Source organism: Pararhizobium sp. PWRC1-1, from assembly GCF_049897905.1.
Lineage (GTDB): Bacteria > Pseudomonadota > Alphaproteobacteria > Rhizobiales > Rhizobiaceae > Pararhizobium.
Genome location: NZ_JAFCXE010000017.1, coordinates 116,963 through 137,244, shown reverse-complemented (window position 1 = coordinate 137,244; position 20,282 = coordinate 116,963). Strand labels below are relative to the sequence as shown.

Below are 20,282 nucleotides of genomic sequence, written 5' to 3'. Positions count from 1 at the left end.
CTGGGCAACGCGCTCGGATCCCTCTCCTACTGCTATTGCGATCGGACGACATGACGGTCGGACAGGCCGAAGAAGAGCTTTATCAGACCATCCTGACGATGGTTGACAATGCCGTTCAGTAACCTTCGATGACTGCCACCACTTCGCCGGTGATGTAGCCGAAGCATTGTGGCTATCCGAGGAGGACATATGCGGCACCGGTGACCGGTGGATGGTCAGTGGCGCGCCTTTTCCTTCGGATGCGTGTCGGACCTTTGGCGGAAAATCGACCAGACCTAGGTCCTAGACACAACAGTAATGGTCTGGGGCCGGTAGAAGCGATCCCCCGCACCAACTAGTCTTACACTGAAGGTGACCCGTCCTTCCAGAATGGCTCGCGAAAGTTGAATGGAGAGACTTATGTCTATCACGAAAATAATCGGCCGTAGCATCGTCGCGTTGACCATTGCGCTGGCCCCAGCGTCAATCGGCACATTCGGCGTGACAGGAGTAGCCTACGCAAAAGATGGCAACGGTAACGGCGGCGGAGGCGGACGTGGCAACGGCAGCGGTGGAGGCCGCGGCAGTAGCGCGAGCTCCGACCACGGTAAATCGGGTGACGCCCGCTCAGATAAAAAAGGAAAGGCTGACCGCACCGCCCGCACTCCGACGCTGAAGTCGTTTTTCACATTCGGGAAAAAATCCGACAATGCAATCAGGGCGGAAAAAACGACAAAGACGGCAAACCTGAAGGCGGCTCGCTCTAACACTGCCGGAATAAACTCGCTCAACCGCAACTATCGCGCATATCTAAACTCGAATGATCCTCGCATGGCGGCGGTTTCAGCCTATGCAATCGCCTATGCGGAGTTCGAAGCTGAGAATGGCACGGACGTCATTCCGACTGATCCGAACCTAAGCGATGAGGCATTGCGCGACGCGCTCGCGAGCTTCACGAAGGAAGGTGTTGTAACCGACGACACTCTGGATAGGGCCAAGGATATCCTTGGCGTCGGGCCTGAGTTCGGCAAAATCGATCAAATCCGCGACACACTTCCGGACCCGACGTCAGACACTCTGGACACGACGGACTAGATGCTTATGTGACCAAACGCTGATCAACGTGCTGCTGGACAAAGTTCGGCCGAATTCTCCATAAAGTCTCAGGGTCGACCTAAACGCTTCACCTGTCTCCAGGAACGCGGAAAACGGAAAACGGAAAATACAATGGGCGGCAAGAGCGGCACTGGGGAGTGGCACTATCGAGGAGAACGCCTGATCAAGACTGATCGCCGAGAGGTGCATATGCCGAATACACGCGACCGGCAGTTGGATGGCCTTCGGGCCATTGCCGTCACGATGGTGTTATATGCCCATTTTTTTGCCGACGACGGATCTCCATGGGGGCACCTCGGCGTGCGGCTGTTCTTCGTGCTCAGCGGATTTCTGATAACGCGGGTTCTTCTGGACGCGCGTCACGCAGATCGTTACGAGCCATCCACTGCATTGAAATCATTCTATGCGCGCCGCGCGCTGCGCATATTCCCCCCGTATTTCGCCATGTTGGCTTTCGTCTGGATTGTCAATCTTGAAGGGGCCAGAGGTAACCTGCCATGGCACGCTCTCTATCTGTCGAACTTCTGGTATGCGCTGCAAAATGAGTGGAACCCCTGGGTTCTGTGTCACACCTGGAGCCTGAGCATAGAGGAACAGTTCTATGTCGCCTGGCCTCTGGTGATCCTGTTTGCGCCACGCCGCTCGATTGAGCGGATTTGCATCGCCGTCATCGCATGTTCGTTGGCATACCGCTTGTGCTGGCCCGTAACCGGGGCGCCCACTCTCATGCGTGATCTCATCCCTTTCGCGTCGATGGACGCCCTTGTATCCGGCGCACTCCTGGCTGTTTACCGCGCCAGAACGCCGGCCTGGCCGAAATGGTTGATGCTGAGCTGGGCGCCGCTTGCTGCTGCCTTTGTCGTTCTGTTGTGGCTGAAATTGGCGCCGATGACGCCCGCATTTGAGTGGGCAACCTGGATCGGCATCGAGGTTCTTCCCCTGGTGCCGCTGACGATGCTTGTCGGCTGTTGTGCTGTGGGGCTTGGAGGATATGTCGGCCGGCTGCTTCAACTTCCCCCGCTAACTGCACTGGGCCGCATAAGCTATGGTGTCTACCTCTTCCACCCGATCGTTCTCTCCGTAGTCGTCAAGGCTCAACCCTGGATTCCTGTCAATGTTTCTGAGCAGGGTCCTGGCCGGTTTTTGGTCGCCGGTGCTGCCACGTTGATACTTGCCGCGATTTCCTGGTCGGTCTTCGAAAAGCGGCTCAATTTGCTCAAGCGCCACTTTCCTTATATCGCACCGAGAAACGACAGCCCTGCTGCATCCTTCGCACAAGCAGGCGATCCCGATTATCGGGTTGACGGCAGAAGGGGCCACCGCTCCACTATCCAGGCGCGCGATAATCCTGGCCGCGACAGCGCTTTCCAAACCTCTGATGTTCAATAAACACGCGAGCTGAAACCATGTCCGTTCAATTGGTCTCCGTCCTATTGCCTGTCTACAATGGCGAACCTTATCTTGCTGCCGCGCTGGAAAGCATTCTGCGTCAGGATCACGATCGCCTGGAGGTCGTAGCAATCGACGATGGCTCGACCGATGGCTCGTTGGAGATTCTGCGTCGGTATCAGGAAATCGATAATCGCATCTCCATTGTGTCGCGGGAGAACCGCGGTCTGATCGCGACCTTGAACGAGGGTTTGGCCATCGCCAAGGGCGATCTCGTGGCCAGGATGGACGCGGACGACATTTGCTACCCTACGCGTTTTTCACGCCAGGTTTCATTGTTTAAGATGCAGCCTGACATTGCAGTGAGCGGTACCGGCGTCGATAGGCTCATTGGGGATAGAATGATCCGGGGTACACCCAATTCGATCTATCAGTCCGGAAATTGGCACATATTGTCGATGTTCTTCACCATCTTCATGCACTCGACGGTGATGTACAACAGGAACGTCATACCGGAGGACATGCTCGCGTATGACGCAAGCTATGTGCATGCGGAAGATTTCGATCTGTTCAGGCGGATTACCGGTCGTTTTCCCGCTGCCATGATCGATGAGAGCCTGGTTGCCTACCGCATCCACGGCAACAGCGTCACAAACAAGCATAAACGACAGATGCGGCGAACCCATTTAAGGATCGTCACCGAAAACCTCAAGCGGGAATCTTTCTTGGATGATCCGGACGCCCTCAACGACATCGGTGTCGCCGTGACGCCGAGCACGGTGCGGCGCGCTGCCGAGTGCATCCTGTCTCTCGAGGAAAAAGTCGCCTCTCGCCCGGCGATGTCCTCCAGCTACGAGGACGGCGTTCTGTGCTTCTTCTATTTCCTCTACCAACTCATCAGCGATGAAGAACGGCCGCAACTGACGCACGATTATCTTTCTCGGACCGGGAAATGGGGCATGATCAGACGGCGCGAGCGCTACGGCCTGCGTACCGGCGCTTACGCGCCGTGGTGCAGTCGCATCTCACTTGAGGCGTCCAGGCGAGTTGATGCGCTGGCGCGGTACTTGCAGTCCGTCCCCGCCAAGACGGTGTTGTCACATCAAGGTATTGTCTAGAATGGCGGCGCAATCTCCCGAAAACGTGCGAGAGCGTTTGAACCTGATTGTCACGGAAACTTCGGCCGTGAACAGGCGCGAACCACTGGCAAGCTTCATCGACTGCACACGCAATCGGGCGGGCGCTCTCGACGCTTGCATCAGGTCGATCGAAGCGGCCTGTCGGTCCCATGCTTCAATGACAAGCGAACTCGTGGTGGTTGATAATGCCTCAACAGATAATACGGCTCGACGGCTGATCCAGATCGCCGCAACCTCGACTATTCCGATGACGATCGTGACCGAGCGGCGCCCCGGCTTGGCCGCCGCCCGCAATGCAGGTATCGAGCGGTCGCGCGGCCGGATTCTGATTTTCATCGATGACGATTGTGAAATTGACAAGCGCTACCTGAAGGATCTGGAGCAGCACTATGCCAGCGGCGAGCGCCGTACCATTCGGGGCGGCCGTGTTGAACTCGGCAGCCCACGTGATCTGCCGTTCACGATCAAGCGGTCGCCCACGCCCGCACGATTTACCCCCGATATCCATCCTGGCGGCTTCATATTGGGTTGCAATATGACAATGCACCGTGACGTTGCGTTCCTGGTCGGCTATTTCGACGAACGGCTCGGAGCCGGCAGCCCACTGCAATCGGCTGAGGACACCGATTACCTGGTGCGGGCTTTCCAACTCGGTATTCCGATTGAATATGTTCCCGACATGACAGTCCGCCACTATCATGGCCGCAGCACCCGCAAGGCGATCGAAAGGCTTCACCGAAGTTACAGCCTTGGGAATGGAGCGCTTTGTTTGAAACACCTCCTTAAGGCTCCTTGGCTGCTTCGCCATTTTTGCTGGACCACCAGATCTGCTTGCCGAGAACTGGTGGGCGGTCCTCGGTTCGATCCCGAGGTTTTGCTGTCCCACTGGCCGATCGTATTCATGAATGTGCTTGGCGCCGCCAAGTTTGCACGCCTTGCCATAACCAGACGGGCGCAGCCCCCCGAAATGACACGGTCAAACAGACAACTCGTTCGCTGAGGTAACATCGGTCATGTTGAAATTCCTTCCGGGCTTTCAGGTCCTGCGCCGCACATTGGAGGGTCGACACTGGCGCCTGCTTGCGGCCGTCGTTGTTCTGGGGCTGTGTAGCGCGGTGCTTGAGGGCGCAGGTATTGGTCTCATTATTCCAATGCTTAGCATTATCGCCGGCCAACAGGACAAAGCGGGCGCAGGCGGACTTTCTGCCATCTTCGAGCAGGTTGGATCGGGCTTCGATGACGGAGAACGGTTGATGGTGATCTCCATTGCCGTCCTGGCCTTGATTACGCTGAAGAACATCCTGGCATTTGCGAATACCATCCTCACGAACTTTATCTATGGCAAAGCCAGCCATGCCATACGAAGCGCACTTGCAGATCAGTTTTTGCGGATTGGCTATTCATTTTTCCTGCAACAGAGTCCCGGGAGGTTGCTGAATATAATCTCCAACGAGTCCTGGCGAACGTCGGACGCGATACAAACTGTCCTTACGGCAACCGTGAATGCATCGGCTGCCGTCATTCTGCTCGGCTTTCTGCTGCTTCTTTCATGGCAAATGGCGTTGTGCGTCGCGCTTGGCCTTGTGCTCGTCCAGCTCGCACACGTCATTTTGTCGGCGAGCCTTAAAGCCCCGAGCCGCACTGTCACATCGCTCAACAGCGAACTTGCCGCCAGGATGCTTCACCTCGTCCACGCCGGACGGCTGATCCGTGTGTTCGGGCAGGAACCGCGGGAAAAGGCCGGCTTTGATGCCGCATCTGATGCAGTACGAAAGGCGGGGTTCGTCCTTCAGACCAGGCAGGGCGCTCTGCCGCCGCTGACCGAAGTGCTGCACTCGGCGCTTTTCCTGGCGGCGGTCGTGAGCGCATGGCTTCTGGGCGTGAGCTTTCCCGTCATTGTGGCTTTTGTCGTCCTGCTCTACCGGTTGCAGCCGCACATGCGTGCCCTGCAGCTGGCGTGGAGCCAAATGCAGGGTTGGAGCGGTTCCTTGGAAGAGGTCAGATGGCTGCTGGATTCTTCCGACAAACCGCCGCCGCCGGCAGGCGACGAACCGGCGCGCGGCTTGCATCAACAGATCAAATTCGACAACGTAACCTTCAAATATCCCGGCTCAGGCGAGCGACCGGTCGTGCTGCGTGCCGCCACGTTTGAAATCCGCAAGGGTTGCTCGACCGCGATCATCGGTCGGTCAGGTACCGGGAAAACGACGATCGTCAATCTGTTGTGTCGATTTGGTGAGCCCGATCAGGGACATATTCTCGTTGATGGGCTACCGCTGGACAGAATCAACCCCACGCAGTGGCGGCGCCAGATTGCCCTTGCCAGCCAGGATCTCGAACTGGTGGATGGGACCATTTTTGAAAATATCACTTATGGCGAGAGCGCCTCGATCGCCGACGCAACGCGTGCTGCCAGCCTTGCCGAGGCACACGAATTTATCGAAAAACTGCCCCAAGGGTACGAAACCATCGTCGGCTACCGTGGGGCCAGTCTATCGGCGGGGCAGCGCCAGCGGATAGCGTTGGCAAGAGCACTGGTGCGGGATCCCGAGATCCTTATTCTCGACGAGGCGACAAACGCCATGGATGGCCTGTCGGAAGCAGCCATCGTCGAGACCCTCAGATCAAGGGCCGGTCGCCGCACGACCATCGTGATCAGCCACCACCGTAGCACGATCTCTTTCTGCGACGACGTCGTCATTCTCGGCGAAGGCCGCGTAGCGAACCAGGCTCCTTTTGCCGAAGTCGCCTCCCTGAGCATGGATCAGCTCTACGAGCACGAAAAGAACGAAACTAGCCTTGCTATACGCTAATGTGTTGCAGTTAAGGGATGCAGGCTTTGTGGCGGGGCGACCGGGCGTCCTTAGATTTCAGAACTGTTCACCCGGTCTGACGGCGATATGGCTTCTCGGTCGCAAAATCGCAGGCTTTGCATGCCGGCGATCGGTTATCTGGGTCGAGTAGACAGAGGTGCGTTCCGGGTTGGCCTTCGCCTTCAGTTTACAACTCCCCAGCTCCGTTATGAAGCGCCACAATGCCTCGTCGATTGCGCGTTGGGCATCGGCCAGAACCCCGGTGCCTCTCTTGCTGTAGCATAAACAGCTATATTTGACCGCGTTGCTTATCGCGACATCGGCAAAACGGCGACAGGCAGGCGTGGCTTCCACCAGCCGCAGGGCTGCCCGGATGTTGATGGCAAAAGCCAATTCGAATTCGATCGCAGTAAACTCCTCGTCGAGGGACGTTGGATGGATGCGCTCGAGGAAGAGACACCAGGTCGGATCGGCTTTCATCAGCATGACTTGCTCCGGGTTTTGCCATTCGGGGGTATATTGGCCGATATCCAACCCGCGCGCCTCAGTCTTTGGTCGTACGTACGCGGTGACATTAGTCCAGGGGTCGAGCTCGGCGGTGCTCCGGGTCCGGCTGACGCGAAAGTGCCAGCGGATATTGCAGTCTCATAAGCGATGACCTGGCGGATATGCAGCCGTCTTCGACGCGCTGAAAGTCCAGACCGTCTACCTGGATCCACCCGGAAAGGTTGGCGCGATGCGGAGACGCCTCCGCTCTCGTCCCACGGATGCGTCATGTCCAAGATTGACATCTATTGCCAAAAACGATGAGTCGCCCATACTGTGTAAGTATGAAAGGGCCGCTCATGCCAAACGTCGCGCTTGGAAAGCACTACGAGGAATTCGTCAAGAAACAGCTGGAATCTGGCCGCTACAGCAACGCCAGTGAAGTGGTCCGGGCCGCGCTGCGTCTGCTGGAGGACAGCGATGCAGCCCGCGAACGCTGGCTGAACGACGAAATCCCAGGTCGCTATGATCAGCTGATGGCAGATCCCAAGATCGGGATCCCGTCCGAGGCGGTCCGCGCTCGCTTTAAGGCCAAGCGCCGAATTGCGACGAACGCCAGATAGCCAGGGCATATCGCATAATCTATCACCCGCAGGCGGAAGCAGAACTCGACACTCTCTATGCCGATATAGCCATGCAGGCAGGCGACCGCATTGCCGGCGATTACGTTGACGGCGTGATCACCTTCATCGAGGGGCTGGAGACATTTCCGGAGCGAGGTACGGTCCGGGAGAGCCGGACTTCCGGCCTACGCATCATTGGATACCGGCACAGCGTCAGCGTGGCGTTCTCGGTGCGCGGAGATGATGTGTTAATCCTCGGGGTGTTCGCACGTGGTCGCGACATCAACGAAGAAATCCTTGAAGAACGGAACGAATAAGCCCTCGTCAGGAGCCCTTTCCCAAAGGGTGGCGAGGCAAGGCGTTGGTGCGGCCGCAGGCGAGGCTCGGACCCTTCCTGACGCGAGAAATCTCCAACTCATGGCTTCGTGGCAGGCCAGATACAGAAACGCCCGCGTCATCAGCGGGCGTAGTGTCATTCAAGATGGCCTGGGAAAAGCCGCTTAACGAGCGACCGACTGGCGGGCAACGCTGTGGATGTCGGCGCGATCGATGCCAAGATCCTGCAGTTCGCGCGAGCTCATGCGGCCAAGTTCAGTAACGGTCTGACGATACTTGCGCCAGTTATTGAAAGAGCGTGCTACGTTCATGATGATCCCCTTTCGTGAGGTCTCTTGACGCCAGCAACCTTGCCTTGGTTCTAACGTCATTTCGATGTTTGGAATATAGGCTGTTGATCGCCGGCCGATAAGACACAAGGTCTCAGGTCGGCCATGCGCTCAAGGCATGGGTCCGGTTAGATATGGGTCGAGGGGCTCACGAGGCGCGGAAGCGATGGAAGGCGGTCAGACTAACAGAAAAGCAAATTTCCTGCGGTTAGGCTCGCGCTTTCGCCGGATCGTCGGACTGCTCGCGGCTTTCTCACGCAGTCCCGGCCCGTCGCCTTTGCAGCGTAGAGCGGCTTTGGTGCACGGCTCGGCAAGTGGTCGCAATTTAGTCTTTGATGGGGTTGGTCATTTCGTGTTGCCGTCACTGGCTTGCAACGAACGGATCTCGGGCGTGCGCTTACGAGCATTCGGTTAAGAGCGGCCACACCAGAGCAGCCTCTGTCTGCTGAGCGGGGAATGAACGGGCACGCAAACGCCGGCCGATGATTCCCTTGTAGCGTCCCATCGCTGTTCTACCAAAGCCCGCTTGCCGTAACCGATGGCCGCCTGCCATTTCAGCCGACCATCGGCCTGGATTGATGCGACATGACAGTCCCGTTGGTTTGGCGGCTCAGCGTCCCTGCTTGCACGCTGTGGCGAAGGACCGCATTGTAGGTTGGAGTTCCATCATAGGCGCCATCGCCAGTGAACTGGCCAATCTCAGCCTTAATTTGGCCGAGCAACGGCTCCCACCTGCGAGACATCGCTCGTGTCCTGATCTGTCAGGCTATGAGCAATGACCTCGCCACTATCGACATCAAGCGCAAGATGCAGTTTGCGCCAGCTACGGTGGGATCTGGCACCATGCTTTTCTTCCAGCCATTGGCGTGCGCCATAGATTTTCAACCCGGCACCATCAACCAGAACGTGAAGTGGACCATCCGGCAGAGGTTGACAATTGCGACGCGGGCCAGGTTCTTGCCCGACGGCTGAGTGTTGTGTGGTCAGGCGCCGGCAGATCCAACCCCATAAGCGCAAGCACGCAGCTCAAAAATCCTTCGCTCTGCCGCCGCCACAGTCCGAACACCAAGCCCAGCGTCAGTGCCGTCTCGATGGCGAGATCCGAATAACGCGGCTGGCCTCCTTTTGTCTTGCGTCGTGGCGCAGCCCAACCGTCAACAGCCCCCGACGTCACCCAAAAGGTCAGACTGCCACGTTGGCGCAGACCCGCATGATACTCGGCCCAGTTCGTCACCTTGAACCTCATCTTCCCAATGTGATGACGGCGCGCGGCGTTATGTTTGTGCGGCATGGATGATCAATAGCTTGTTTTCGATCGCAACCACATAGGCGGAAACTATTGCAATTTGAACCTTGCACCAGCGCCACAGCCAGGCATTGTATCAGCTCCGCTACCGGATGGAAGGAATGGCAATGTTTGATTAGATGTGTCTTTCCGGGATATCGGAAGAAAGCTGGCGGGCGGTCATCGAAGCCTGGGCGGCTGCAGGCTGGTCCGTGCGGAAAGGCGGCGGCCAGGATTTCTCCTGGGCCGTACTCGATCGCGACGGGATGCGGGTCGACACGGAATTCGATATATGGCAAGAGGGCGAAATGTCATTTGCTAGGGGCCACGCGTCCACCATAAGCGCCGATCTTCCAGTCCAATTGATTGTGGAACTGAAGATCGAATAATTCTCTGGTGGGCCGGGTGCAAACAGCAGTCCCGGCCGGAGCGAAAGCTCACTTTACGACGATCACTGGCTTGCCGATACTTGCGGCCGATCCGCTATGTACCCCTCATTCCCTGGACCGTCGAGCGCATGAGAAGTCTCGCACTTGCTGTTTGTGCCGTCCTTTCAGTCCTCGCGCTGAGCGGCGGTATTTTGCTCGGCGCTTTCCTGATCATGAGCCCTTCAGGCGGCGGCTTCTTTCCCAATCTTGGATCTGTCCTGGGGCTCCTCGTCCTTGCGGCCGGAAATCTCGTCTCGAGCGTCTGCAATGGTATCTACTGGGGGTTCGGCAAGCGCCCCCGTTGGCTTGGAATGGTAACGTTGGCACAGAGCCTGCCCACGCTGCTTATTACGGGATTGATCATGAGCGGGATGGAACCCATGTCGTAACTGGCGCGCCGGGACCGGATTTCGGATGGGCACGCCTCACTACGTCGCCTCGTCCTGCAGTTGTTTATTTCTCAAAAAAGTCGCCTTGGCGTTGGCGGCGGAGCTTTCAGCTCCGACAAGTGAGTGCTAAGCGGCAACGTGCATTGAAAGGAAAAAATATGAAAACACTGGTTCGCCTGCTGCTGACGATCGTTCTTGCGGTCGTCGTTCTTACCGGTTTCCGCTGGTATCGCTATGTCAGCAACACCGACAGCCCCTACGATGAAATCGGCATCACGCTGAACAATGCCATGCCTGGCCCGATCAACAGCTGGGGTTGCGACAAACTCAAAACCACCTTCGCCAGTTCCCTGCCACCGTATGGCTGTGCCGCCGGCGACGCGACGCAGTGGAAGTAAAGAAGACTGGCTGCGCCGATGGCGCAGCCAGTCGTGTGCGTCGAGCTGTATGGCAGTCGATGGTCCCTGCCGCCCGACTTGCGAAGACATCTGAGTGCACCTAGAAGGCGTGCACATAGTTTCAATTTAAGGTCGTGAGAGGACGAGTATCGTGAAGCAGGCAGGTAGGGGTTGGCGCAGGGCACTTTTGGGGGCGGTCGCGGTCATCGCGGTCGTTGTTGCAGGGGGCGTCGGGATCAAGACTGTGTTCGAGCGGAACGTCGTCGAATTTGTTGCTGAGGGTGGCGGCACGGCGGACTCCGTCGAAGTGGACTTTCTCGGACGAATTCATCTGCGTAACGTGGCGTTGCCGCTTGCCGACGGCACCAATGTTCGTATCGCGGCGATCGACGGACGGCTGAAGAATCTTTTCTTCAATGGCAGGCTCGAATTGAATGGCCTCGACGTCGAGCTGGCGACGGGCAAGATCTCAATAGCGCATGCAAGCATCGAAGACCCCGCTTTCGACGGCAGTGCGGCGACCGAGACCTTCAGCGGCAACAGCGCAACCTCTGTGTCGAGGCGCATCGAACGCTTTGCTGCAGAGCGCATATCGGCACCCGAGGTCATCATCATCCAGTCCCTCGCCGACAGCGAACAGAAGATGGTTTATAAAGACGTCACCCTCGACGACATCGCCAATGGCCGCATTGCGCGCTACTCCGCCGCTGGCGCCAGCTTCGATATCGCCATGGACATCCCCAATGTCGAAGGGGTAACGAACAAAGAGCGCATGACCGGATCGACCGGCGCTGTAGCGGGTCAGGACTTCGATGCGGCATACATGGCCAGGCTGTATACGGAAAAGGCAGGCCCCGAAGAAAAGGAAGCGAAGCTGCTCTACGGTCCCCTTTCCGTCAAGGCAATCGCCCTCTCGGACGGCAAGGTGCACTTCGCCTATGACGAACTACGCAGCAACGGTTTCAGCATGCGCATGCCGGCCGAGCCACTTCTCGAAACGCTGGAGAACCTGAAGTCCATTACGAGTACCGACGAGCTTGCCCCGGAGGACCGTCAGGCGTTTGTTGGCCGGCTTCTGTCCGTTGTTGATATGGTCGGTAAGGGTGACATGCAGTTGCTCGGCTTCAAGGTCGATGCGCCTTATGAGGACGGCCAAGACGCGAGCAAAAGGGTCAAGTTCGCCGTCGATCGCATGGCGATGCAACTGGATGGCCGCAAGCTCGATGTCGGTCTGCATGGGGTGTCAATAGTCGAGGATACGGACACCATCAAGATCGCCGAAGCGAGCATTACCGGCTTTTCCTGGCATTCGCCCCTCGAAGCGCTGAAACAAATGGCCGGGCTCAACGAGCAACAGCTTGAAACATTCCCATTCACCACACTGGCACCGGAATTAGGCACGATCCGCATCGCAGGAATGGATGTCGATGTGGCCTATCCCGAGGATGTGAGCGCGACCGAAGCGGAAAGCGCCGATACTCAGGGGCTGGCCAGCCAAACCGATGAGCCGGCGAGCGATACTCTGTCCTCCGAACCACAGGTCCCCGACGCCGGCCAGGCGGACGGGACGGATCAGCAAACAGGCGAAGCCGCCCTGTCCGAGGAGGCGCGCGCTGCGATTCCCGTTCCGAAACGTATCCGCTTCGCGCTCAAGAGTTATGAGCTGGCGCTGACAAAGCTCCATAATGGCATTCCGACGGATATCCGCATTACGCAGGAGGATCTGAGGTTACCCGTGCCGGCAGAATCGTCGGACGAAGTTTACATCCAACTGCGCCAACTGGGCCTTGAGGAAGTGGTCCTCTCCTCAAACATAGAAGCGGTCTGGGACGAGCCCAATCAGAACCTTGTGATCAAGGACATTTCGTTTGGTGGCAAGGGTGTGGGCAGTCTGTCTCTTTCCGGCCTGATCGGTGGTTTCACCAAGGAGTTCTTCTCCTTTGACACGACAATGACCCAGGTGGCGCTTCTCGGTCTCACGGCGCGAGAGTTGAAGCTCAAGATCCGGGATGAAGGCCTGATGGCGAAGGGGATCAAATTCTATGCAGAACAAAACGAGATGACCGAGGATCAGGTGCGCGGCATGCTGACAATGATGGCCAGCGCGGGATTGCAGCAGTTTGCGGCCGGTCAGCCGAAGGTTCAAGGCGCGGTTGATGCGCTTTCTCGCTTTGTCGCCGCGCCCGGGACCTTCACCTTGAAGGTCAGATCCAAGGCCGAAAGCGGCATTGGCGTATTTGACCTGGTCGCGGCTTCTGAAAACCCTGTGATGCTTCTCGACAAAGTTGATCTTGAGGCGACGGCTCAGTGAGCCTTTGCTCCAGGCTTCGCGCGGTTGCGCGGGGCTTGGAGGCGAGTAGTCGCCGGGCGGATCAGCGCCTCACGCATGGATGACTCATCGATGGAGAGACTATCTGGCGCAAACAGACTTGTTTTTGTCGCACGAAGCAGACTTGAACGGCCTGCTGTGTTTTGCGCTCAGGCAGGACCTGATCGCTCGGAGGATAACGATGCGCTTGCGTTTGAAGGACCAGCTTGTCCGCAGGTTCGACGAAGAGGTCCGCTTCTTCAAAGGGTGGCAGAAGGACAGGAAGGCCGTCGGGGCCGTTATCCCGACATCGAATGTGACGGCGCGGCGGATGGCGAGCGTCGTAGACGTTGATTCAGGCTTGCCCGTGCTTGAGCTCGCACGGGTACCGGTGTTATCACCAAGGCGATCCTCAATCGCGGGATTGATCCAGGCAATATCGTCTCCGTAGAGTACGCCCGTCATTTTTACGATGATCTACTTGCCAGATTTCCTCGGGTCGATTTCCGAAACGGCGATGCGTTTGATCTCCACACCACTTTGGGCGAGCGCCGTGGCGATCTATTTGACTGCGTGATCAGCGCCGTTCCGCTGTTAAGTTTTCCGATGGAGAAGCGCGTGGCACTGATCGAAGACTTACTGACACGGCTGCCTCCCGGGCGCCCGGTTGTCCAGATCACCTATGGGCCGCTCTCCCCAGTGTGCGCCATGCCTGAACGCTACACGATTTCACATTTTGATTTCGTGCTTCGCAATATCCCGCCGGCGCAATTTTGGATTTACAGTCGACCTGTTTGAGCCACTCCTATCGCCGACGGAACAACCATATTCCATCGGCGACCTCTCGGGTTCTGTTGCAAACTTTTGCTAACCGGGGAACGGTATTCAGCACGCTTGCAGCAACAGCCGCACAAATGCCTGAAGCCGATCAGAATTCGGCAGAGCCGATATCTAAACAATCGCATCGAGCAGGATCATCGCCGGATCAAGCGACGTGTCTGGTCCCTAAAAGTCTACTGGAATTGAGACTACGACGTCGGCTGCGATCACAATAATCGCTGGACGCATGCCAGCCGGCGCGAGAGGTGCACGCGCAATGAAGCGACACATTTGACGCATTGCCCCATCCGCGAGAAAACGTTAATTGATTGCCAGGGACACTGACGAATGAGCAATGCGAAAACCTCAATGGCAAAACTTGTGCGCATCTTTTGCGCACTAGCATTGCTGTGCGTTGGTTTCGCCCATAAACTTCCCGTATTGCCTGCTGCTCCCTCATCGTTGGCCTTTGAAGAACTCGCGCAATATGTCCTTCCAGACGGGTCCTTGCCCGTACTGTGCCTGCCAAGCGATGACGGAAAGACCAAAAATCAAGACCACACCTACGGCTCCGGCTGTGAAGCGTGCCGGCTGAGCGCTTCCATTATACTGCCGTCGCCTGGCAACGGCCAAGGCGAGCCGATTTTTCGAGAGATTGATGGGAACCTGCCTTCCCGGATCGAAGCCCATTACCGGCAGCTCTTCCCCCCGAACGCCTTTCCCCGCGGGCCTCCTTCCAGCAATCAAGTCTGAGCCGCCGCTGCCAATGGCAGCGGTTTCTTTTGTTTGAGCCGGTAGATGTCCTTGATTGGACGATCTCCGGCACGGCTGCCGGACGAGTTCCATGTTCAACGAAACCTTATTGGGTGCGAGTTCACCCGTTTTGCCGATCGACTGCCTCAAACTTAATAAGGAGGCCAGCGGCGGAACACGCTTGAGGCTTGTCTCACCGGGAACGACCATAGTCCTGCAGGGAACCCGCCGGGACGCGACCGTGCGCATTGTCGAAGGCTGTATTTGCCTTTTCCAACAACTCGCGGACGGGCGCCGACAGATACTCGATGTTTTAGGGGCTGGCCGCCTTTTCGGGAATGCACTTGCGGATACGGCACGCTACAGAGCCGCTGCCCTCACATTCACGCATTTGGAAACGATAGACATAAACGTCGAGCGTGAAAGCATTGAAGACGAACTTCGCCTCATGCTGCATCGCTCGCATGCGCACGCAATTCTGCTCGGCAGGAAAACAGCTGCGGAAAAAGTCGCAACTGCCCTCATTGATCTCGCACAGCAATTTGCGCGCATAGCCAGTGAGCAATCGGACTCCACAACATTTACGCTTTATCTGACAAGGGCCGATCTCGCCGACTGGCTCGGCCTGACACTTGAGACGGTCAGCCGGTGTCTCAACAGCTTCAAGCGCGGCGGCCTGATTGCCTTCAAACATCCGGAGATCATCACCATCGCCGACGAGGACGCATTGCGCCTCCTCGCTGCGGGTCAGCCTTCGCTTGGGCGCCGCCCGACGGCCTACAGCCAAGTCATTTCTCAACCGTGATGACACTGGGAGATTGCCACGACTGTGACAACCGCATGGCTCGATGGACGAGCCGAACAGGCATCTACCCGATCGTTCTATTTCGTCACCTGGCGTGTCACGCCCTACCTTAAGGAAAAACCGTGAAAAAGCTTCTCCTCACTACTTTTGGCTTGCTGGCCTTCACGGCTAGCGCCTTTGCCGACATCACCGTCACCGATGTCAAAGGACGGACCGTGACAGTGCCCACAGTGCCGGAACGCATCGTCCTTAGTTTTTACTACGAAGACTATCTCGCCATCGTCGGGCCAAACGCGCTGGACAAGGTCGTCGCACTGTCATTGTCCACCTGGAGAGACTGGCGGCCAAATCAGTTTGCCGCTTATGAAAAAGCGCTACCAAATCTCGTCTCAATCCCTGATGTCGGTAATACCGAAGACAATACGTTTTCGATCGAGAAGGTAATTGCGGCCAAGCCCGACCTGCTCATTCTGGCGGCCTGGTCTTATGATGCACTTGGCGAAGGCATCAAGCAGATCGAGGCCGCCGGCATTCCGATCGTGACGCTCGATTACAATGCCCAGACGGTCGAAAAGCACGTGGCGTCGACATTGGCGCTCGGCAAGCTAATGGGCACAGAGGACCGCGCCGAAAAGCTCGCCAAGAACTACGAAGACGCGATGGCCGACATTCACAATCGCATCCAGAAGGCTGGTCCTACAGACAAGAAGGTCTACGTCGAGCTGGCGCAGAAGGGACCTGGCGAAGTCGGCAACTCCTACGGCGATACAATGTGGGGTGCCCTGATCGATGGGCTTGGCGGCCACAACATCGCCAAGGGTCAGATCGGCAATTGGGGGCCGCTGAGCCCAGAATACGTCCTGGCACAGAAGCCCGACCTGATTTTTCTCGGCGGTTCCGAATGGCTAAACAAGCCCCAATCAGTTCCGGTCGGCTTTGGCGCCGACGCTGCTTTAACCCGCGAACGCATGAAGGCCTATCTTGCTCGCCCAGGCTGGTCGGACCTGCCAGCTGTGAAATCCGGCGAGGTATTTGCTATCTACCACGGGGGCGCACGCACTCTTTCCGATTTTGTTTACGCGCAGTACATCGCCAAACAGCTCTATCCACATGCCTTTAAGGACATCGATCCGGCCAAAAACATCGCCGACTACTATGACAAGTGGCTTCCGATAAAGGCCGATGGCGTGTTCGTCCTGCCTTATGAAGCGGGCGGACAATGACATCCGTCTCCGCTGAGATTGACGGGATGCGCGACGGCTATCGCCGCGCAACTGCTCGTCGGACGTTTGTGCTTATGGGTGCTCTCATTTGCCTCGTCCTGCTGACGGTGCTCGATCTCACCACCGGTCCATCCGGCATGCCGCTTGTCGATGTCTGGCACGGGCTACTCGCCGGGCCTGCCGGCGACGACCGCATGGTTGCAACCATCCTGTGGCAATTGCGAATGCCACAGACTGTCATGGGGGTACTTGTTGGCGCCTGCCTCGGTCTTGCAGGCATGCAAATGCAAACCATCCTCGGTAATCCGCTTGCCAGCCCCTTCACGCTCGGATTTTCTGCAGCAGCCGGCTTCGGTGCAGCATTGGCGATCATGTTCGGCTCACTCATCCCACTGCCCGGTTTCATCGTCATCCCCGCATGCGCCTTTGCAATGACACTGGTCGCTTGCGCACTGGTCTACCTGATCGCTCGGCTCCGTGGCGCCACGCCTGAGATCCTGGTTCTGGGCGGCATTGCCGTCCTGTTTTTCTTCCAGTCGCTACAGTCGCTTCTTCAGTTCCTAGCATCGCCGGAAGTGTTGCAGCAAATCGTGTTCTGGCTGTTCGGCAGCCTTCTCAAGTCAAGCTGGACGAGCGTCATGGTGACCGCTGCCATTGCATTCGCCTGCCTTCCCTTCATTGCCCGCAGTACCTGGGCCTTGACCACGCTGCGTCTCGGTGACGCCAATGCTCGCAGTCTCGGGCTTTCCGTTGAGAAAATCCGGCGGCACACCTTCCTGATCGTCGCGCTGTTGACCGCCGCTGCCGTCTCGTTCGTCGGAACCATTGGCTTCGTTGGGCTGATCGCACCGCATGTCGCGCGCGCGCTCGTCGGAGAGGACCACCGCTTTTCGCTACCCCTCGCCGCGGTGACTGGAGCCATTATTCTCATCGGCGCTTCCGTGTTCGGAAAATTCATCTCGCCCGCAGCCGTCATTCCGGTCGGCATCATCACCGCCGTTGCAGGCGTACCGATGCTGTTTGCCGTAATCGCCAAACGTGGCCAGCGAGGCCTGACATGATGGCCCGGCTGGTATTGAAAGATTTGGACGTCCAGCATGGCCGCGCCAGGATTTTGTCCGGTGTTTCCGCCTCGATCTCGGCTGGTCAGATCGTTGGATTGATCGGCCCGAATGGCGCCGGCAAATCCACACTGCTGAACACGATTAGCGGGCAGGCGCCTGCTAAAGGCGAGATTCTGTGGAACGGCAAACCAGTGGACGCCCGCGATATCGGTTTCATGCCGCAGCAGTGCCAGGTCCGGGCTGAACTGTCTGTACTCGAAGTCATTCTGCTCGGCCGCCATGAGCAGCTCGGCTGGCACATTGCCGATAACACGCTTGGGGCGGCTTCCCGGATATTGGCTTTCTTCGGGATCAGTGATCTCGCAGCCCGCAGCATGCTCACCCTTTCCGGTGGTCAGCAACAATTGGTGCTGCTGGCACAGCGACTGCTGCGCGAACCGCAGCTACTACTGCTCGATGAGGCGACCAGCGCTCTCGACGTACGGCACCAGATGCACGTTATCAAGCTACTGAGGGATTACGTGGGCCGGACCGGCGCGCTGGTCCTGATCGCCGTTCATGATCTCAACTTGGCGGCCCGCCATAGCGACACTGTCATGCTTTTGAACGGCGGCAGGCTCGTAGGCCACGGGGCTTTCGACACGGTTATCACGCCGGACATTCTGCGGTCGGTCTATGGCATCGAAGCTGATTTTATCCCGACCCGGTCGGGCATCCCCGTCATTCTTCCTCTTTCACCCACTTCGATCGAAACAGATCCCATTGAGGAAACACGATGAAATCCTTGACTACCAGACTTGCGGCCATCGCAATCGCGACGCTCGTATTCATCTCGCCTGCCCTTTCACACGAGTTCCGGGTTGGCGACATCGAAGTCGGCCATCCCTACGCACGCGCCATGCTGCCAGGTGCCAAGGTCGGCGGCGGCTATCTCAAATTCACCAATGAGGGCGACACGGACGACCGGCTGGTGAGCGCAACATCTGACCGTGCCGGGTCGATCCAGCTCCACGAAATGAAGATCGATGGCGGCGTTATGATCATGCGCGAACTGCAAGGTGGCATTGCCATTCCAAAGGGCTCAACTGTCGAGCTGAAACCCGGCGGCTATCACGTGATGTTCATGGGTGTGAAACAGCCGTTCAAGGAGGGAGAAACCGTCAAGACCACCCTCACCTTCGCAAAGGCGGGAACTGTCGAAATCGAGTTTGTTGTCGGCACACCGGCTGGCGGAGCACCGGAAATGAAGCACGACGACCATGCAAAACATGACGGTCACGCAGCCATGCACATGAAGTCGCAATCCGCCGATCCGCAAGAAGCCATCCCCGCAAAAATGAAGGCCATCTTCGAAACCGTCGACAAGCCGCTGACGGTCGGTCCAGTGGCCGTTGAGGGGGACTGGGCAGTTGCCGGCTGGACGCAAGAAGGCCGTGGCGGTCGGGCACTGCTGAAGAAAAAGGGGGATGGCTGGAGCATCCATCTGTGCAGCGGCGATGGCCTAAAGCAGGCCAGTGCCCTGAAATCGATGGGTCTGTCAGGAGATGAAGCAAGCGCCTTATCGGCAAAGCTCGCCGAGGCCGAGGCACATGTCGATCCGGCGACGCTTGCGCTCTTCGCGAGCTTCGAAGGCACCGTGATGGTCGAGGGCACCGAAGATCAAAGTGGCCATAACGCCCATGACGCTCACAAGGATCACGGAAAATGATACGCAACCCGCTGGTTTTTGCCGGTCTTGGCCTAACTGGTGTCTTTCTCGCGCTCCTCGTCACCGTCATGATCTGGGTTGCGGCCGACAACCCTCGACCCGGGCCATTTAGGGCGCAGTTCACGTTGGTTGATGATCGGGGCAAACCGGTCGGCCCATCGATCTTTCATGGGTCCCCGGCGCTGGTTTATTTCGGGTACACGCATTGCCCCGAAGTTTGCCCGACAACGCTTTATGAGGTGACTGACTGGCTGCAGACACTGGGACCTGAGGGTAAGGACCTGAAGGCATATTTCTTCTCTATCGATCCTGAACGCGACACGCCTGAGATCATGCACGGCTATGTCACGGCGTTTACCGACCGTATTACCGGTATCACCGGGAAACCGGAAGAGATGAAAAAAGTCATTGATGGCTGGATGATCCATGCCAGCAAGTTGCCGAGCGAAAACGGCGATTATCACATGAGCCACACCGTCTCATTACTCCTCGTCGGTGCAGACGGCCGGTTGAAGGGAATGATCCCATACGGCCTCGACAAGGATGACGCCATCACGAAGATCCAGGAGCTGCTTTTGAGCAAGAAGCACCACCAGACATGAGCCGCAACGCATTTATGTACGTTGAGAAAACGGGCAGGGCCACGTCTGCATTGGCGTGTCCGAAAACCACCGATTTACGTCCTTTACGATATCGACAAGGTGGAAGATAAGTCCTTGCATTGAACATTGATGAGAGGACTTGCATATGCAAGATGTGACTCGACGGACGGTACTCATTTCCGGGATCGGGGCGGTTGGCGGCCTCGCTCTTGGCGCCGGACCGGCGACCGCGCAGCAGGCCTCGAAGCCAACGCCAGCGTTTGACGCCTCTCATAACCCGAACCTGGAAA

The 20,282-nt window shown here is 57.6% G+C and carries 19 protein-coding genes and 3 pseudogenes; 19 read left to right on the top strand and 3 right to left on the bottom strand.

Annotated features, from left to right (window positions below):
- Positions 1-399: 399 nt before the first annotated feature.
- The 5 genes from ACP7E0_RS24000 (at position 400) to ACP7E0_RS23980 (ending at position 6,436) form a co-directional block, all read left to right on the top strand.
- Positions 400-1,074, top strand: a complete 675-nt coding sequence (locus tag ACP7E0_RS24000; RefSeq protein WP_426128434.1) for a hypothetical protein — start codon at positions 400-402, stop codon at positions 1,072-1,074.
- 210 nt (positions 1,075-1,284) lie between these two features.
- Positions 1,285-2,484 carry an acyltransferase family protein gene (locus ACP7E0_RS23995; RefSeq protein WP_426128454.1) on the top strand — a complete coding sequence of 400 codons (1,200 nt, stop codon included), beginning with the start codon at positions 1,285-1,287 and terminating at the stop codon, positions 2,482-2,484.
- A gap of 17 nt (positions 2,485-2,501) precedes the next feature.
- Positions 2,502-3,602: a glycosyltransferase family 2 protein gene (locus tag ACP7E0_RS23990; protein ID WP_426128433.1), complete on the top strand. Its 1,101-nt coding sequence runs from the start codon at positions 2,502-2,504 to the stop codon at positions 3,600-3,602.
- A gap of 1 nt (position 3,603) precedes the next feature.
- Positions 3,604-4,623 carry a glycosyltransferase family 2 protein gene (locus ACP7E0_RS23985; protein ID WP_426128431.1) on the top strand — a complete coding sequence of 340 codons (1,020 nt, stop codon included), beginning with the start codon at positions 3,604-3,606 and terminating at the stop codon, positions 4,621-4,623.
- A 13-nt stretch (positions 4,624-4,636) separates the two neighbouring features.
- On the top strand, positions 4,637-6,436 hold the full coding sequence (locus ACP7E0_RS23980) for an ABC transporter ATP-binding protein (protein WP_426128430.1): 1,800 nt from the start codon (positions 4,637-4,639) through the stop codon (positions 6,434-6,436).
- A gap of 57 nt (positions 6,437-6,493) precedes the next feature.
- On the opposite strand, the gene ACP7E0_RS23975 is transcribed toward ACP7E0_RS23980, so the two are convergent.
- A complete protein-coding gene (locus tag ACP7E0_RS23975; protein ID WP_426128428.1) occupies positions 6,494-6,922 on the bottom strand; it encodes a hypothetical protein in 429 nt (142 codons plus the stop codon).
- Between the two features lie 359 nt (positions 6,923-7,281).
- Here ACP7E0_RS23975 and ACP7E0_RS23970 point away from each other — a divergent pair, with 359 nt between their 5' ends.
- The gene (locus ACP7E0_RS23970) at positions 7,282-7,545 is read left to right on the top strand and encodes a type II toxin-antitoxin system ParD family antitoxin (RefSeq protein ID WP_426128426.1); all 264 of its coding nucleotides are present in this window, start codon (positions 7,282-7,284) and stop codon (positions 7,543-7,545) included.
- Positions 7,542-7,862 (top strand): type II toxin-antitoxin system RelE/ParE family toxin, encoded by a 321-nt coding sequence (locus tag ACP7E0_RS23965; protein ID WP_426128453.1) that lies wholly within the window; start codon positions 7,542-7,544, stop codon positions 7,860-7,862. Before ACP7E0_RS23970 ends, ACP7E0_RS23965 begins: the two co-directional genes overlap by 4 nt.
- A gap of 183 nt (positions 7,863-8,045) precedes the next feature.
- Here the strand turns inward: ACP7E0_RS23965 and ACP7E0_RS23960 are convergent, their stop codons facing one another.
- Positions 8,046-8,192, bottom strand: a complete 147-nt coding sequence (locus ACP7E0_RS23960; protein ID WP_070150011.1) for a DUF1127 domain-containing protein — start codon at positions 8,190-8,192, stop codon at positions 8,046-8,048.
- Positions 8,193-8,584: 392 nt separating this feature from the next.
- Positions 8,585-9,456 (bottom strand): annotated as a pseudogene (locus ACP7E0_RS23955) (IS5 family transposase); the annotation flags it as partial.
- A gap of 556 nt (positions 9,457-10,012) precedes the next feature.
- Between ACP7E0_RS23955 and ACP7E0_RS23950 the strand changes: the two are divergent.
- The 12 genes and pseudogenes from ACP7E0_RS23950 (at position 10,013) to ACP7E0_RS23895 (ending at position 19,992) form a co-directional block, all read left to right on the top strand.
- A complete protein-coding gene (locus tag ACP7E0_RS23950) occupies positions 10,013-10,312 on the top strand; it encodes a hypothetical protein (protein WP_426128424.1) in 300 nt (99 codons plus the stop codon).
- A 158-nt stretch (positions 10,313-10,470) separates the two neighbouring features.
- On the top strand, positions 10,471-10,710 hold the full coding sequence (locus tag ACP7E0_RS23945) for a hypothetical protein (RefSeq protein ID WP_426128423.1): 240 nt from the start codon (positions 10,471-10,473) through the stop codon (positions 10,708-10,710).
- A 151-nt stretch (positions 10,711-10,861) separates the two neighbouring features.
- The gene (locus tag ACP7E0_RS23940; protein ID WP_426128421.1) at positions 10,862-13,021 is read left to right on the top strand and encodes a hypothetical protein; all 2,160 of its coding nucleotides are present in this window, start codon (positions 10,862-10,864) and stop codon (positions 13,019-13,021) included.
- 199 nt (positions 13,022-13,220) lie between these two features.
- Positions 13,221-13,816 (top strand): annotated as a pseudogene (pmtA, locus tag ACP7E0_RS23935) (phospholipid N-methyltransferase PmtA).
- Between the two features lie 120 nt (positions 13,817-13,936).
- Positions 13,937-14,017 (top strand): annotated as a pseudogene (locus tag ACP7E0_RS23930) (IS6 family transposase); the annotation flags it as partial.
- A 168-nt stretch (positions 14,018-14,185) separates the two neighbouring features.
- A complete protein-coding gene (locus tag ACP7E0_RS23925; protein ID WP_426128419.1) occupies positions 14,186-14,590 on the top strand; it encodes a hypothetical protein in 405 nt (134 codons plus the stop codon).
- Positions 14,591-14,681: 91 nt separating this feature from the next.
- The gene (locus ACP7E0_RS23920) at positions 14,682-15,395 is read left to right on the top strand and encodes a Crp/Fnr family transcriptional regulator (protein ID WP_426128417.1); all 714 of its coding nucleotides are present in this window, start codon (positions 14,682-14,684) and stop codon (positions 15,393-15,395) included.
- Positions 15,396-15,517: 122 nt separating this feature from the next.
- Positions 15,518-16,618 (top strand): ABC transporter substrate-binding protein, encoded by a 1,101-nt coding sequence (locus ACP7E0_RS23915; RefSeq protein WP_426128416.1) that lies wholly within the window; start codon positions 15,518-15,520, stop codon positions 16,616-16,618.
- A gap of 74 nt (positions 16,619-16,692) precedes the next feature.
- Positions 16,693-17,679, top strand: a complete 987-nt coding sequence (locus ACP7E0_RS23910; RefSeq protein WP_426128415.1) for a FecCD family ABC transporter permease — start codon at positions 16,693-16,695, stop codon at positions 17,677-17,679.
- On the top strand, positions 17,676-18,461 hold the full coding sequence (locus ACP7E0_RS23905) for an ABC transporter ATP-binding protein (RefSeq protein ID WP_426128413.1): 786 nt from the start codon (positions 17,676-17,678) through the stop codon (positions 18,459-18,461). The genes ACP7E0_RS23910 and ACP7E0_RS23905 overlap by 4 nt, the downstream gene beginning before the upstream one ends.
- Positions 18,458-19,390, top strand: coding sequence for a copper uptake system-associated protein (locus ACP7E0_RS23900; RefSeq protein WP_426128411.1), 933 nt, complete (start codon positions 18,458-18,460; stop codon positions 19,388-19,390). Before ACP7E0_RS23905 ends, ACP7E0_RS23900 begins: the two co-directional genes overlap by 4 nt.
- Positions 19,387-19,992 carry an SCO family protein gene (locus ACP7E0_RS23895; protein WP_426128410.1) on the top strand — a complete coding sequence of 202 codons (606 nt, stop codon included), beginning with the start codon at positions 19,387-19,389 and terminating at the stop codon, positions 19,990-19,992. Before ACP7E0_RS23900 ends, ACP7E0_RS23895 begins: the two co-directional genes overlap by 4 nt.
- The last annotated feature ends 290 nt before the right edge of the window (positions 19,993-20,282 follow it).

Bases quoted from the DNA above. Each gene is read 5' to 3' on its own strand.
- ACP7E0_RS23895 (WP_426128410.1), top strand. From the start codon at position 19,387: ATGATACGCAACCCGCTGGTTTTTGCCGGTCTTGGCCTAACTGGTGTC.
- ACP7E0_RS23950 (WP_426128424.1), top strand. From the start codon at position 10,013: ATGAGAAGTCTCGCACTTGCTGTTTGTGCCGTCCTTTCAGTCCTCGCG.
- ACP7E0_RS23910 (WP_426128415.1), top strand. From the start codon at position 16,693: ATGGGTGCTCTCATTTGCCTCGTCCTGCTGACGGTGCTCGATCTCACC.
- ACP7E0_RS23905 (WP_426128413.1), top strand. From the start codon at position 17,676: ATGATGGCCCGGCTGGTATTGAAAGATTTGGACGTCCAGCATGGCCGC.
- ACP7E0_RS23920 (WP_426128417.1), top strand. From the start codon at position 14,682: ATGTTCAACGAAACCTTATTGGGTGCGAGTTCACCCGTTTTGCCGATC.
- ACP7E0_RS23900 (WP_426128411.1), top strand. From the start codon at position 18,458: ATGAAATCCTTGACTACCAGACTTGCGGCCATCGCAATCGCGACGCTC.
- ACP7E0_RS23945 (WP_426128423.1), top strand. From the start codon at position 10,471: ATGAAAACACTGGTTCGCCTGCTGCTGACGATCGTTCTTGCGGTCGTC.
- ACP7E0_RS23960 (WP_070150011.1), bottom strand. From the start codon at position 8,192: ATGAACGTAGCACGCTCTTTCAATAACTGGCGCAAGTATCGTCAGACC.
- ACP7E0_RS23975 (WP_426128428.1), bottom strand. From the start codon at position 6,922: ATGCTGATGAAAGCCGATCCGACCTGGTGTCTCTTCCTCGAGCGCATC.
- ACP7E0_RS23970 (WP_426128426.1), top strand. From the start codon at position 7,282: ATGCCAAACGTCGCGCTTGGAAAGCACTACGAGGAATTCGTCAAGAAA.
- ACP7E0_RS23985 (WP_426128431.1), top strand. From the start codon at position 3,604: ATGGCGGCGCAATCTCCCGAAAACGTGCGAGAGCGTTTGAACCTGATT.
- ACP7E0_RS23990 (WP_426128433.1), top strand. From the start codon at position 2,502: ATGTCCGTTCAATTGGTCTCCGTCCTATTGCCTGTCTACAATGGCGAA.
- ACP7E0_RS23980 (WP_426128430.1), top strand. From the start codon at position 4,637: ATGTTGAAATTCCTTCCGGGCTTTCAGGTCCTGCGCCGCACATTGGAG.
- ACP7E0_RS23995 (WP_426128454.1), top strand. From the start codon at position 1,285: ATGCCGAATACACGCGACCGGCAGTTGGATGGCCTTCGGGCCATTGCC.
- ACP7E0_RS23925 (WP_426128419.1), top strand. From the start codon at position 14,186: ATGAGCAATGCGAAAACCTCAATGGCAAAACTTGTGCGCATCTTTTGC.
- ACP7E0_RS24000 (WP_426128434.1), top strand. From the start codon at position 400: ATGTCTATCACGAAAATAATCGGCCGTAGCATCGTCGCGTTGACCATT.